This window comes from Microbacterium sp. 1S1 (assembly GCF_008271365.1).
Classification (GTDB): domain Bacteria; phylum Actinomycetota; class Actinomycetes; order Actinomycetales; family Microbacteriaceae; genus Microbacterium.
On sequence record NZ_CP043430.1, the window covers coordinates 606787 to 620756 of the forward strand.

The window sequence follows — 13970 nt, forward strand, 5'->3', positions numbered from 1 at the left end:
ATGACCGCGGGCCGGCTCCGCGTCGGGCTGTTCACGGCGTTCGGCGGCCTCGGCGTCACCGCAGCGTTCATCCCCGCTGTCCTCCCCTCCGCGGAGCGGGCGACCGGCTCCGACCTGAGCGCCGCCGTTCCCGCCCTCTTCGCCGGTCTCCTCGTCGGGGTCCTCCTGTCGGGTCCGTTGCTGGTGCGCCGCCCGCCTCGGACGACGCTCGTGCTGGGCAGCAGCCTGCAGGCGGCGGCCGTGGTCGGCGTCGCGCTCGCCGCGGATCCCGGCGTCTTCCTCGCGGCCGCCGCGCTCGCGGGGCTCGGGTTCGGTCTCGTCGAGGCCGCCGGCTCCGTGGCAGCCAAGGCCGCCAGCACCGGGAGCGCGACCGGCGTGCTGAGCGCGCTGATGGGCACGGTCGCCGTGTGCGCCGCCGTCACACCGCTCGTGGTGGCGCTCGGGGCCGGCGCCCGTCCAGCTCTGGCGCTGCTCGCGACCGTCCCCCTGGCGACCGTCGTGGTGCTCGCCGGCGATCCCGCTCTCGCCCGTCCGACCGAGGCCCCGGCGCGACGGGACGCACGCTCCCTGCTCGTCCTCCTCCCCTTCGCGCTGGCTCTGCCCCTCTACGTCGGCGTGGAGACCGTCCTGTCGGGCTGGTCGGCCGTGATCCCGGAGCGGGCGCTCGCGATCGAACCCGCCACCGCCGCCCTCGGCACCTCCGCCTTCTGGGCGCTGATGGCCGTCGGCCGCTTCGGTGCCGCCGCGCTCCGGCGCGCGGGAGTTCCGCCGCTCGCCCTGCTGGCGACCGCGACGGGGGCTGCCGCCGTCCTCCTGGTGCTCGCCGGCGTGCTCCTCGGCGAGCAGCCGGTCGCGGCGCTGATCATCCTCGCCATGGTGGTCGTCCTGCTGGCCCCGAGCTACGGACTCATCCTCGGACTCGCGCTCGACCGTCTCGATCCGGCCCGCAGCGCCGCGGTCACCGGGGCGCTCGTGGCCTGCGGCGCGGTCGGCGGCACGTTCGTGCCCACGCTCGCCCTGCTGATCGGGCGCGACCCGGCGTCGAGCGTCACCTTCCTCGTGTCCGCCGGTCTGTGCGCGGTCATCCCCGTGCTGATGCTCGTGGCGTCGCGCTCCGGGCGCCCCGTCCCGGCGCTGGGGTGACCGACTCTTCCTCCCCCATCGAGCCGGAACGCAACCTCTTCACAGATGCCGGAATTCCGACCGGCGCCCGCACGGCGACCACGTATCGTCGAAGCCACACCCGCACCGAGGAAGGGAGCACCGTGTCGGCGGACACCCTCACGATCATCGTCAGCGCGATCGGCGTCGTGCTCACCCTCGGCGCGAGCCTGTTCGCGGCAGGGGCGTGGATGATCCGTCGCATCGACGAGCGTCTCGGCGCCGTCGACCACCGGCTCGGCGCCCGCATCGACACGGTCGAAGAGAAGCTCGGCGCCCGCATCGACACCGTCGAAGAGAAACTCGGCGCCCGCATCGACACCGTCGAAGAGAAACTCGGCGCCCGCATCGACACCGTCGAAGAGAAACTCGGCGCCCGCATCGACTCCGTCGAAGAGAAGCTCGGCGCCCGCATCGACTCCGTCGAAGAGAAGCTCGGCGCCCGCATCGATGCGGTGGCGGCGGACGTCACCGATCTGAAGATCGCCGTGGCCCGGCTCGAAGGGCCTCCGCGACACCTGCTCGTGTCAGGGAGCTGACACTCCCGTCAGCGCAGGACGAGGGCGGCGGCGCCGATCAACGGCCCCTCATCGCCCAGACCCGAGCGGACGACGCGGGTGCGACGCGAGTACTCGTGCACGGCGCTGGCGGTGAGAGCCTGCTGGACGAGATCGATGTAGTCCGACGACACCCGCGAGAAGCCGCCGCCGATGGCGACGACATCGAGGTCGACGAGGGTGGCGGCATCGGCCAGCGCCTCCCCGACCGCGCGGGCCGAGCGCTCGATCGCCGCGCGGGCGACGGCGACACCGGCCGCGGCATCCCGGGCCAGGTCCTCCCCGGTCGCGCCGGACCAGCCCTGCTCCCGCGCCCAGGCGGCGCTGGCGGGCCCGGAGGCGATCTCCTCGAGGGTGAGCCCGCCCTCGCGGCGGACTTGTCCGAGGTGCCCGGCGTTGCCGCTCGCCCCGGGCACATACGCACCGCCCACGACGAACCCGCCGCCGACGCCGGTGGACACGACGATCGACAGGGAGGCCCCCGCCTCCTGCGTCGCCCCGAGCCACGACTCCGCGAGCGCGAGCGCGCCGCCGTCGTGACCCAGGACCGCCGGGACGTCCCGTCCGAGTGCGGTCGAGGCCGCACGGGCGACCGCATCGACGAGGCCGAACCCCCGCGCGAGGGGCATGTTCACCGGCAGGATCTCCCCGCGGGTCCGATCCACGGGACCCGCACTGCCGATCCCGGCGCCGACGAGCTCCGCGTCGGCGGGCAGGGCCGCGAGCGCATGCCGCACGATCGCGTCGACCGCCGCCGTCAACGACGCGGACGTCGCCTCCCGACCGGTGGGCTGCCGGCCGCGGCTGCCGGGGACGAGCGTGCCGTCGTCGGCGACGAGGGCGGCCTCCATCTTCGTGCCGCCCACGTCGACGGCCAGCGCGTAGCGGGTCACTGCGGGTCGAGTCCGAGGTCGTCGAGGTCGAAGGCCGCGCGCCACTCCAGGCCCTCGGCCTCGATGGCGTCCTGCGCGCCGGTCTTGCGGTCGACGATCACCGCGACCGCCACGACCTCCGCGCCTTCCTTGCGCAGCGCCTCGACGGCCTTGAGTGCGGACTGCCCGGTGGTCGAGGTGTCCTCCAGCACGACGACGCGCTTGCCCTTCACGTCGGCACCCTCGATCTGGCGGCCGCGGCCGTGGTCCTTCGGCTCCTTGCGCACGACGAACGCGTCGAGCGGACGGTCGGTGCCGACCGAGGCGTGCAGGACGGCGTTCGCGATCGGGTCGGCGCCGAGCGTCAGGCCGCCGACGGCGACGACGTCGAGATCGGCGATCAGGTCGCGCATGATGCGGCCGATCGCCGGGGCGGCGCGGTGGTCGAGGGTGAGCTTGCGCATGTCGACGTAGTACGTCGCCTTCTTGCCGCTGGAGAGGGTGAAGTCGCCGTGGAACACCGCCTCGTCCGTGATGAGGGCGAGGAGGGTCTGGCGGTCTGCGTCGAGTGCGGTCACGGCATCCAGTGTAGGAGGCACACCCTAGGCTGGACGCATGCGCTTGGCCACCTGGAACGTCAACTCCATCCGCACCCGCGTCGCCCGCACCGTCGAGTTCGCCGTCCGTGAAGATGTCGACGTGCTCGCGATGCAGGAGGTGAAGTGCAAGCCGGAGCAGTTCCCGTACGCGCCGTTCGAGGAGGCCGGCTACCACGTCGAGGTCCACGGCCTGAATCAGTGGAACGGCGTCGCGATCGCGAGCAGACTCCCCATCACGGACGTCCGGACGGCGTTCGACGGCATGCCGGGGTTCGCGAAGGGCCACGAGGGCCCCGACGCCCCGCAGGAGGCTCGCGCTCTGGGCGTCATGGTTGACGGTGTGCGCGTGTGGAGCCTCTACGTGCCCAACGGCCGCTCGCTGGACGACCCGCACTACGTCTACAAGCTGCACTGGCTCGAACAGCTCAAGCGGTCCACGGCGGCCGAGCTGTCGGCGAACCCGGATCTTCCGCTCGCCCTCGTCGGCGACTTCAACATCATCCCGTTCGATCACGACAACGGCGACCCCGACATCGTCGTCGGCCGCTCCACGCACGTCTCCCCCGCGGAGCGCGACGCGTTCTTCGCCCTGACCGACGCGGGCGTGACCGACGTGGTGCGTCCGCTGCTGCCGGAGGGCTACACGTACTGGGACTACCAGCGGTTGAAGTTCCCGCGCAACGAGGGCATCCGCATCGACTTCATCCTCGGCTCGAAGACGTTCGCCGATGCCGTCACCGGCGCGTCCATCCACCGCAACGAGCGCAAGGGCGAGCAGCCCAGCGACCACGTACCCGTGGTGGTCGATCTGGACTTCGGCGGCGACGACGCCGACGACGACCTGCCGATGATCTTCTCCTGACCCTTCGACAGGCTCAGGGACCCACCCCGTGCGGCTGATCGCGACCGACCTCGACGGCACCCTGCTCGACAGCTCGTCCGCGGTGTCGCCGCGCACCCGCGCGGCGCTCGATGCTGCGCGGGACGCGGGCGTCGCGGTGGTGCCCGTCACCGCCCGCCAGCCGATCGGCCTGCGCGTGATCGCCGCCGACGCCGGCTTCGACGGGTGGGCGCTGTGCGGCAACGGCGCGTACGCGACGCATCTCACCGACGGCCGCCTGCTGTTCGCCGAGGAGCTGCCGCCCGCGACGCTCCGCACGCTCGCCGAGGCGCTGCGCGCCAGCGTGCCCGGTCTGCTGTTCGCGAGCGTGCGGGAGGCCGGCGAGACGTTCGTCGCACAGCACGGGTACGCGGCGATCGCGCAGCTGTCCGACCACAAGCGCGACCCCGCGACGATGGGCGGCGTGCCGCTGGACGAGGTGCTCGCCGCGCCGACGCTCAAGCTCGTGATCCGGCACCCCGAGCTCGCGCCCGCCGCACTCTTCGAGACCCTGCGGTCCCTCGGGCTCACCGGCTTCGAGGCCACGCTGTCCGGCGCCCCGTTCGTCGAGGTCATGGCGCAGGGCGTCACGAAGGCCACGGGACTCGCGCGCCTCTGCACGCACCTCGGCATCGAGCGTTCCGACGTCGTGGCGTTCGGAGACGCCCTCAACGACGTCGAGATGCTCCGCTGGGCCGGTCACGGCGTGGCCATGGCACACGCGGAACCCGTCGTGCAGCAGGCCGCCGACGAGACCACCGCGACCAACGACGACGACGGCGTGGCCCGCGTGATCGAGCGCCTGCTCGCGCGCTGATCGGAGGCGGTCCCTCAGTCGGCCGCGCTCGGCGGCACCAGAGCGGCCGCAATGCCGTGAGCGCCGAATGCGGTGCTGAGGCCGGCGAGGGAGCGCGGTGCCAGGCGCGGGCGCGGCGACGAGGCACCTGATCCTGGCAGCCGCTCCCGCCCACGTCCGTCGCACGGGGGATGCCGCGCGACGGCCCCCGCCCTACGGTGGAGGGATGGCCTTCACCCGGACGCCGACCCTGCGCGACCAGCGCGGCGATCTCCTCCTCGCGCTCGTCCTCTTCGTCGGCGCGATCCTCAGCGCGGCGCTCTCCTCCATCGCCCAGGTCTACGGCGATGAGCAGGCGCCCCTCTGGACCGCCCTCGTCTACGCCGTGGTGGTGGCGGCGCCGCTCGGGTTCCGTCGGCGATGGCCCGGCACTGTGGCGGTCGTGGTGTCGCTGGCCTACTTCACGGCGGTGACGATCCGCGTCCCGGAGATCTACGTCGGCAACATCGCGATGTTCATCGCCCTTTATACGGTCGGCGCCTGGATGAGCGACCGTCGCAAGGCGCTCATCGTCCGGGTCGCGATCATCGTCGGCATGTTCGTGTGGCTCCTCATCACCATGTACCGTGACGCCATCAGCGAGGCGGACAAGGCGGAGGTCGTCGCCGGTGCCATGTCGCCGTACGTCGCCTTCATGCTCATCCAGATCCTCCTCAACGTGCTGTACTTCGGAGGGGCGTACTACTTCGGCGAGCGCTCCTGGGCGGCAGCCGAGCAGCGCGCCGTGCTGGAGGAGCGCACGCGCGAGCTGGAGCGGGAGCGCGAGGTCACGGCAGCGCAGGCGGTGGCGCTCGACCGGGTGCGGATCGCCAGGGAGCTGCACGACGTCGTCGCCCACCACGTGTCGGTCATGGGCGTTCAGGCGGGTGCCGCGCGACTCGTGCTCGAGAGCGATCCGGCCCAGGCGGCACGCATCCTCTCCGGAGTCGAGTCGTCGGCGCGTGATGCGATCCAGGAGCTCCGTCAGCTGCTGGAGACCCTGCGCACTCCCGGTGGCGACACGACCGAGTCGGCGTCGACCGTCTCCCTCGACGACATCGGCGCGCTCGCGGAGGCATCGACGGAGGCCGGCCTCCCCACCGCGTACACCGTGATCGGCGATCCGGTGCCGGTACCCTCGCTCGTCGCCGTGAACCTCTACCGCATCGCGCAGGAGTCGCTGACCAACGCCCGTCGGCACGCCGGGCCGGGGGCGACCGCGGACGTCCGCGTGCGCTACGACGACGACGGCGTGGAGGTCGAGGTCGTGAACACCGGCCGTGCCATCGCGCAGCTGCGTCCCGGCCTCGGCCAGCTCGGGATGCGGGAGCGCGCGGCGGCCTCCGGCGGCACGTTCGAGATCGCTCCGCGCGTGCCCGGCGGGGTGCGGGTGCGGGCGCGAGTGCCGCTCGGCGCGCCCGTGACGGAGGCCGCACCGTGACCGCGCCGATCCGGGTGCTCCTCGTCGACGACCACGCCCTCCTCCGCGCCGGTTTCCGCACGATCCTTGACACGCAGCCGGACATCACCGTCGTCGGCGAGGCCTCGACCGGGGCGGAGGCCATCGCGCAGGCCGCCGACCTGCGCCCTGACGTCATCACGATGGACGTGCAGATGCCCGACATGGACGGGATCGAGGCGACGCGCCGCCTCGTCGCCGATGTCTCCATCGGTGCAGCGATCGCGATCGTGACCACGTTCGATCGTGACGATTACCTCTACCAGGCGCTCGAGGCGGGGGCGAGTGGCTTCCTGCTCAAGAACGCCGGCGCCGAGGACCTCATCTCCGCGGTGCGCGCTCTCGCGGCAGGGGACGGGATCCTGGCACCCGAGGTGACGCGCCGCGTCCTCACCCGCTTCGCCGGAGGCCCCTCGACGGCGGGCACCGCGCCGACCGGAACGCATCCCGCGCAAGCGGGTGGAAAGGCTCCGGAGGCACCCGTGCTCGCGGAGCCACTGACCGAGCGGGAGGCCGAGGTGCTGACCCTGCTCGCCGACGCCCGCAGCAACGCCGAGATCGCCCACGCCCTGTTCATCGGCGAGGCCACGGTGAAGACCCACGTCTCGCGCATCCTGCAGAAGCTCGGCGCCAGGGACCGCGTGCAGGCGGTCGTGCTCGCGCATCGGATGGGTCTGGCCTGACCGGAAGCGGGCGACTCCCCCGCGATACGCTCGGAGCCATGCCCGCCGCCGTCCCCGTGTCCCGTCCGATCGTCGCCGGGATCGTCACGGCGCTCGTCGGGTTCACGAGCTCGTTCGCCGTCGTCCTCACGGGTCTCGATGCTGTGGGGGCGTCGGCGGGGCAGGCGGCGAGCGGCCTCCTCGCCGTGAGCCTCGCGATGGGGCTGGCCTGCATCGTGCTGGCCTGGCGTTGCCGGATGCCGATCACGGCCGCGTGGTCCACTCCCGGCGCCGCTCTGCTCGTGGCGACCGGCAGCGTCGAGGGTGGCTGGCCCGCCGCGGTCGGGGCCTTCCTCGTGACCGCGGCCCTCATCCTCCTCACCGCGCTCTGGCCCGCACTGGGCGCCCTCATCGCCCGGATCCCGCCCTCGATCGCGCAGGCGATGCTGGCCGGGGTGTTGCTGCCCCTCTGCCTCGCTCCGATCACCGGGGCCGTCGCGAACCCGTGGGGCGTGCTGCCGGTCGTGCTGACCTGGCTGATCGTCGCCCGACTCGCACCCCGGTGGGCCGTGCCGTTGGCATTCGTCGCCGCGGCGGTGGTGGTCGCCGTCACCCTGGCCCCCGCGGGGACAGCCGTCGACCCGGCTGCCCTGCTGCCGCGATTCGAGCTGACGATGCCCGCCTTCACCGTCGGGGCACTGGTCGGCATCGCGCTGCCGCTGTTCATCGTGACCATGGCGTCGCAGAACGTGCCCGGCGTCGCGATCATGCGGAGCTTCGGTTACGAGGTCCCGTGGCGTCCCGCGATGCTGGTGACCGGTCTCGGCACCGCGCTCGGCGCTCCGGCGGGTGGTCACGCGATCAACCTCGCGGCGATCAGCGCAGCCCTCGCCGCCTCACCCGAGGCCGACCCCGACCCGGCACGGCGGTGGCTCGCCGGGGTCTCCACCGGCGTCTCCTACCTCGTGCTGGGCGGCTTCTCCGCCGCCTTCGCCACCCTCGTGCTGCTCGCTCCGCCCGCCGTCATCCCGGCGGTCGCGGGACTCGCGCTCTTCGCAGCCTTCGGCTCCGCCGTCCAGCAGGCGATCGACGATCCCGGGGAGCGCCTCCCGGCGGTCGTCACGTTCCTCGTCGCCGCCTCCGGAATCGCGGTGCTCGGGGTGAGCGCCGCGTTCTGGGCACTGGTGGCCGGCCTCCTCGTGCGTGTCGCGCTGCACGCCGGCCGTCCGTCGCGCGGCTGATCCGTCTCGATCCGCCGCGCGGGGGATGCCCCGCCCTGCCCCTCCTCCGTAGCGTGAGCATCATGCACACCACCTTCGGACGGAGCACGACGACATGACCACCGGACTGCTGGAACTCTCCGGCATCACCAAGAGCTACGGCAGCCGCCGGGTGCTGGACGACGTGTCCTTCACCGTCGCGCCCGGCCGCCTCACCGGCTTCGTCGGCGGCAACGGTGCCGGCAAGACCACCACCATGCGCATCATCCTCGGGTTGCTGTCCTCCGACGGCGGACGGGTCGACCTCGACGGCGCCCCGCTCACCACCGCCGACCGCCGCCGCTTCGGCTACATGCCCGAGGAACGCGGCCTGTACCCGAAGATGAAGGTACTCGAGCAGATCGTCTACCTCGCCCGCCTGCACGGGTTCAGCAAGCCGGAGGCGACGGAGCGGGCCAGCGCGCTGCTCACGGAGCTCGGACTGGGCGAGCGCCTGGACGACACGATCGAGTCGCTGTCTCTCGGCAACCAGCAGCGCGCGCAGGTCGCCGCGTCGCTCGTGCACGACCCGGAGGTGCTGATCCTCGACGAGCCCTTCTCCGGCCTGGACCCGCTCGCGGTGGACGTCGTCGCCGGAGTGCTGCAGGCCAGTGCGGCCCGCGGCGCCTCGATCCTCTTCTCCTCCCATCAGCTCGACGTGGTGGAGCGCCTCTGCGACGACCTCGTCATCCTCGCCGGTGGCACGATCCGCGCGGCGGGTTCTCGCGACGGGCTGCGCGCCGAGCACGCCCGCGACCGCTACGAACTCATCTCGACCGGCGATGCGGGGTGGCTGCGCACCGAGCCCGGCGTCACGGTCGTCGACTTCGAGGGAGGGTACGCGCTCTTCGACGCGGACGGTCCCGAGACGGCCCAGCGCGTGCTGCAGTCGGCGGTGGCGCGCGGCGACGTCGCGAGCTTCGCCCCCAAGCACCCCTCTCTCGCCCAGATCTTCAAGGAGGTCATCCAGTGAACGCCTCGACCCCTTCGACAGGCTCAGGGACCCAGCCGGCGGGGAATCCCGCGCGCAACGGGATCTGGCTCGTCGCCGAGCGGGAGATCGGCTCGAAGCTCCGCAGCAAGGCGTTCCTGATCTCCACCGGCATCCTGCTGGTCATCGCCCTCGCGGGCGTGCTGTTCGGCGGCTTCGCGAGCCAGAACAGCGATGCCATGCCGGTGGCCGTGACCTCGGAGACCGCGGGGGCTGTGTCCGCGCTTCCCGATGTCGAGGTGACCGAGGTGGCTTCCCGCACCGAGGCCGAGGAGCTGGTCCGCGACGGCGACGTCGACGCAGCCGTGCTTCCAGGAGACAACCCCGCGGGCTACACGATCGTCGCCCTGGAGGACGCCCCCGGTTCGCTCGTGTCCGCGCTGTCGCTCTCACCGGAGGTCGTGATCCTGGAGCCGGTCACCACCAACCCGCTGCTGCGCTACTTCATCGCGATCGCGTTCGGCCTCGTGTTCATGATGGCGGCGGCGACTTTCGGCGGCACGATCGCGCAGAGCGTGGTCGAGGAGAAGCAGACGAGGGTCGTCGAGGTGCTGCTGTCGGCGATCCCCGCGCGCACCCTGCTCGCCGGTAAGGTCATCGGCAACACGGTACTGGCGATGGGGCAGATCCTCGCCCTCGCCGCCGTCGCCACGATCGGCCTCATCGTGACCGGTCAGCGGGAAGTGCTGACGACCCTCGGCGCCCCCATCATCTGGTTCGCAGTGTTCTTCCTGTTCGGCTTCATCCTGCTCGCGGCGATGTTCGCGGCCGCAGCCTCCATGGTGTCGCGGCAGGAGGACATCGGCTCGACCACGACTCCGATCACGATGCTCATCATGGCGCCGTACGTGCTGGTGATCGTGTTCAACGACAACCCGCTCGTGCTGACGATCATGTCGTATGTGCCGTTCTCGGCCCCGGTCGGAATGCCGATGCGTCTCTTCGTCGGCGAGGCGCAGTGGTGGGAGCCGCTCCTGAGCCTCGCGATCCTGCTCGCGAGCTGCGTCGCCGCGATCGTGGTGGGCGCGAAGATCTACGAGAACTCCCTGCTCCGGATGGGTTCGCGCGTGAAGCTCGCCGAGGCTCTCCGCGGCTGACTCGCGACACCCCGCCTTCGCGTCGAGACCCCCGGCTGCACGCGCGTGCAGCAGGGGGTCTCGACGTGTACCAGGGGTCTCGCGTCAGAGGATGCCCTCGGAGAGGGTGGTGGGGTTGCCGAAGCGGTGGTTGGTGATCGACACGGCCTGCTCGTGCAAGAACGGGAGCATCTCCACCCGGCCTGCTCCGGTCACGGCGTGCGACCAGACCGCGACGTCAGGGCTGCCGTCGAGGGCCGTGTGCAGCGCGGCGGCATCGCCACCGACGAGCCGAACCCGCTGCCACGACCGGGCACCCTTCGCGTAGCGCTTGGTCCATGCGGCGTCGGACTCCGTCTTCACGGACACGCCCTGGGCCTTGAGCGCCTTCTCGATCCTCGACGGCAGCGACCCCGCCGACACGGTGAACGGGCTGCCGCTGCGCAGTGCCGCGGCGAGCACCCGGACTCCCTCAGCCAGCGGTGCGTCCTCGGCGATACGCACGTCGACCGCCACCGGACGGTACCGGAAGACGTTGCGCTCGACGCCGAGCCCCGACTTGTCGCTCACGGCCCCGAACTCGTCGATCCACGCGCGCTCGTCGGAGGCGGCGGCCCGGTGCAGCCACTCGATGCCTGCGGGGTCGAGCTCGGGAGCGGCCGCCTCCAGCAGCCCGGTCACCGCGGGGGTCACCGCCGCTCCCGGCGCCGCGGCGGGCAGCTCACCCGCACGCCACTCGCCGAGACCGAACAGGTAGTTGGGGCCTCCGGCCTTGGCCCCGGCACCCACGGCCGAGCGCTTCCAGCCACCGAACGGCTGACGCTGCACGATGGCGCCCGTGATCCCTCGGTTCACGTAGAGGTTGCCGGCCTCGACGCGGTCCAGCCAGGTCGCGACCTCGGCGGAGTCCAGCGAGTGCAGCCCCGCCGTGAGACCGTAGTCGACGGCGTTCTGCAGCCGGATGGCCTCGTCGAGGTCCTTCGCGTGCATGACACCGAGCACCGGGCCGAAGAACTCGGTCAGGTGGAAGTACGAGCCCTCGCGCACGCCGGTCTTCACCCCCGGCGTCCACTGCTTCCCCTCGTCATCGAGCTTCCGGGGCTCCACGAGCCAGCGCTCGCCCTTGTCGAGGGTGGTGAGCGCGGTGAGGAGCTTGCCGTTCGCGGGCTCGATGATCGGCCCCATCTGGGTGGCGGGGTCATCGGGGAGCCCGACACGCATCGAGGTGACCGCGTCGACGAGCTGACGCTCGAAGCGCTTCGAGTCGGCGACGGAACCGACGAGGATCGCGAGCGACGCGGCCGAGCACTTCTGACCGGCGTGGCCGAACGCGCTGCGGGCGACGTCGGCGGCCGCGAGGTCGAGGTCGGCCGACGGCGTCACGATGATCGCGTTCTTGCCGCTGGTCTCCGCCAGCAGCGGCAGGTCGGCCCGGAAGGAGCGGAAGAGCTGGGCGGTCTCGTAGGCCCCGGTGAGGATGACCCGGTCGACCTGGGGGCTGGCGACCAGGCGGGTGCCGAGGTCGCGGGAGGCGAGGTCGACGAGGGCGAGCAGCTCGCGGGGCACGCCCGCAGCCCACAGCGCCTCGACCATCACGGCACCGCAGCGCTGGGTGAGCTTCGCGGGCTTGATGATGACGGCGGACCCGGAGGCGAGGCCGGCGAGCACGCCGCCGGCGGGGATCGCCACGGGGAAGTTCCACGGCGGCGTGACCACGGTCACCTTCGACGGCACGAACTCGGCGCCGGGGATGGCCTCGAGGTCTTTGGCGCGCTCGGCGTAGTAGTGGGCGAAGTCGATCGCCTCGCTCACCTCGGGGTCGGCCTCGGCGATGGTCTTTCCGGCCTCGTGCGCCATGATCTCGAGCAGCTCGCCGCGGCGGGCGGCCAGCTCGTCACCCGCGCGATGCAGGACGGCGGCGCGCTCCGCGGCAGGGAGCGCCGCCCAGGCCTCGGCGGCGGCGGTGGCGGTGGCGAACACCGCGTCCAGCTCGGCGTCGGTCTCGATACGGGCGGCGGCGATCGCGTCGCGGCCGAGCGTGGAGGACACCGAGCGATGCAGGATCTCCCGGCCCCAGGCGCGGTTCGCGGCGAGCGCCGGATCGGTGTCGGGCTCGTTCGCGAAGCCGTCCGTGGCGCCGGCGGGACGGACGGCCGTGCGGTCCTGCGTGCGGTTCGGGGTCGGCACCGACGGGTCCGCGACGAGCGCGGCGAGAGAGCGCTCGAAGCGCTCGCGCTCGCGGGTCAGCAGCACGGGGTTCGAGGCCAGCTCGAACACGGCGGACATGAAGTTCTCGGGGCTCGCGTTCTCCTCGAGGCGCCGCACGAGATACGCGATCGCGACGTCGAACTCGGCCGGGTTCACGACCGGTGTGTACAGCAGAAGGCGGCCGACGTCCTTGCGCACGGCCTCGGCCTGACCGGTCGCCATGCCGAGCAGCATCTCGTACTCCACGGCGTCGGTCACGCCGCGGGCCTTCGCGAGCAGCCAGGTGTAGGCGATGTCGAAGAGGTTGTGGCCGGCGACGCCGATCCGCACGGCGTCCAGCCGCTCGGGAGTCATGGCCCAGTCGAGCACGCGCTTGTAGTTGGTGTCGGAGTCCTGCTTGGTGCCGTAGGTCGCGAGCGGCCAGCCGTGGATCTTGGCGTCGACCTCCTCCATCGCGAGGTTCGCGCCCTTGACGACGCGCACCTTGATCGGCGCCCCGCCCTTCGCGCGGCGCGCGGCTGCCCATTCCTGGAGCCGTTCCATGGCGCCGAGCGCGTCGGGCAGATAGGCCTGCAGCACGATGCCGGCCTCGAGGTCCTCCAGCCCCGGCTGGTCGAGGATGCTGGTGAAGGCCGCGATCGTCAGGTCGAGGTCGCGGTACTCCTCCATGTCGAGGTTGATGAACTTCTGGGTCCCCGAGCGGGCCCCCTTCGCCTCGGCCCTCGCCGCGAGCCGGTACAGCGGGGTCAGCTTCTCCACCACGTCGGCCACGGCCTCGTCGAACGACCACATCGAGAGCTGGCTGACCACGCTCGACACCTTGATCGAGACGTAGTCGACGTCCGGACGCGCGAGGAAGTCGTATGTGCCCTGCAGCCGGCGTCCGGCTTCACGCTCACCGAGCACGGCCTCGCCGAGCAGATTGAGGTTGAGCCGGTTGCCACTCTTGCGGAGCTTCGCGATGGCGGGGCCGAACTTGGAGGGCGTGGCATCCAGCACGAGGTGCCCCACCATGGCCCGCAGCACGCGGCGCGAGATCGGCACCACCACGTTCGGGAGCTTCGGCGCCCAGAATCCGCCGGCATTGATCGCGGCCCGCAGGTAGCCGGGCAGGAGGCCGGGCGTGATGTCGGAGAGCTCGGCGAGCTTGCGACCGGCGACCCGGAGGTCTTCTGGGCGCATGACCCCGTCGACGAAGCCGACCGTGAAGGCCAGACCGTTCGGATCCTTCAGCACCTCGGACAGGCGCTGGGCGGCGGGTTCCACCGGGTGCGTCTCGCTCTCGGCGAGCCAGCGCTGCACGAGCGCGGCGACTTCTTCGGTGCGGGGAGTGGTGTCGTCGATGACAGACATGGGCGGGGTACCTTCCTCGGCCTCGCACACCCGGGTATCGTGTGCGGCTGGATCATTG

General features: G+C 72.0%; 12 protein-coding genes. 9 read left to right on the top strand and 3 right to left on the bottom strand.

Annotation, left to right across the window (positions count from 1 at the left end; all coding sequences use genetic code 11):
- Positions 1–1143, top strand: coding sequence for an MFS transporter (locus FY549_RS03125; RefSeq protein WP_149083791.1), 1143 nt, complete (start codon positions 1–3; stop codon positions 1141–1143).
- Positions 1140–1700 (top strand): apolipoprotein A1/A4/E family protein, encoded by a 561-nt coding sequence (locus FY549_RS16430; RefSeq protein ID WP_200838633.1) that lies wholly within the window; start codon positions 1140–1142, stop codon positions 1698–1700. Before FY549_RS03125 ends, FY549_RS16430 begins: the two co-directional genes overlap by 4 nt.
- A gap of 8 nt (positions 1701–1708) precedes the next feature.
- Here FY549_RS16430 and FY549_RS03135 read toward each other — a convergent pair whose 3' ends face one another.
- Positions 1709–2611 carry an ROK family protein gene (locus tag FY549_RS03135; RefSeq protein ID WP_149083792.1) on the bottom strand — a complete coding sequence of 301 codons (903 nt, stop codon included), beginning with the start codon at positions 2609–2611 and terminating at the stop codon, positions 1709–1711.
- Positions 2608–3168, bottom strand: a complete 561-nt coding sequence (pyrE, locus tag FY549_RS03140) for an orotate phosphoribosyltransferase (protein ID WP_149083793.1) — start codon at positions 3166–3168, stop codon at positions 2608–2610. Before pyrE ends, FY549_RS03135 begins: the two co-directional genes overlap by 4 nt.
- Before the next feature lie 37 nt (positions 3169–3205).
- Here pyrE and FY549_RS03145 point away from each other — a divergent pair, with 37 nt between their 5' ends.
- The 7 genes from FY549_RS03145 to FY549_RS03175 all read left to right on the top strand — a co-directional run bounded on the left by FY549_RS03145 (position 3206) and on the right by FY549_RS03175 (position 10372).
- Entirely contained in the window at positions 3206–4051 is an 846-nt protein-coding gene (locus FY549_RS03145; RefSeq protein ID WP_149083794.1) for an exodeoxyribonuclease III, read from the top strand.
- A 28-nt stretch (positions 4052–4079) separates the two neighbouring features.
- A complete protein-coding gene (locus FY549_RS03150) occupies positions 4080–4886 on the top strand; it encodes a Cof-type HAD-IIB family hydrolase (protein ID WP_149083795.1) in 807 nt (268 codons plus the stop codon).
- Positions 4887–5091: 205 nt separating this feature from the next.
- Positions 5092–6345 (top strand): sensor histidine kinase, encoded by a 1254-nt coding sequence (locus tag FY549_RS03155; RefSeq protein WP_149083796.1) that lies wholly within the window; start codon positions 5092–5094, stop codon positions 6343–6345.
- Positions 6342–7046, top strand: coding sequence for a response regulator (locus FY549_RS03160; protein ID WP_149083797.1), 705 nt, complete (start codon positions 6342–6344; stop codon positions 7044–7046). Before FY549_RS03155 ends, FY549_RS03160 begins: the two co-directional genes overlap by 4 nt.
- A 38-nt stretch (positions 7047–7084) precedes the next feature.
- Positions 7085–8266, top strand: a complete 1182-nt coding sequence (locus FY549_RS03165) for a benzoate/H(+) symporter BenE family transporter (RefSeq protein ID WP_149083798.1) — start codon at positions 7085–7087, stop codon at positions 8264–8266.
- A 106-nt stretch (positions 8267–8372) separates the two neighbouring features.
- Positions 8373–9257 (top strand): ABC transporter ATP-binding protein, encoded by an 885-nt coding sequence (locus FY549_RS03170; RefSeq protein ID WP_149085965.1) that lies wholly within the window; start codon positions 8373–8375, stop codon positions 9255–9257.
- Entirely contained in the window at positions 9254–10372 is a 1119-nt protein-coding gene (locus FY549_RS03175; RefSeq protein WP_374114490.1) for an ABC transporter permease, read from the top strand. The genes FY549_RS03170 and FY549_RS03175 overlap by 4 nt, the downstream gene beginning before the upstream one ends.
- A gap of 84 nt (positions 10373–10456) precedes the next feature.
- On the opposite strand, the gene FY549_RS03180 is transcribed toward FY549_RS03175, so the two are convergent.
- Complete coding sequence (locus tag FY549_RS03180; protein WP_149083799.1) at positions 10457–13912, bottom strand: proline dehydrogenase family protein; 3456 nt, start codon at positions 13910–13912, stop codon at positions 10457–10459.
- Between the last annotated feature and the right edge of the window lie 58 nt (positions 13913–13970).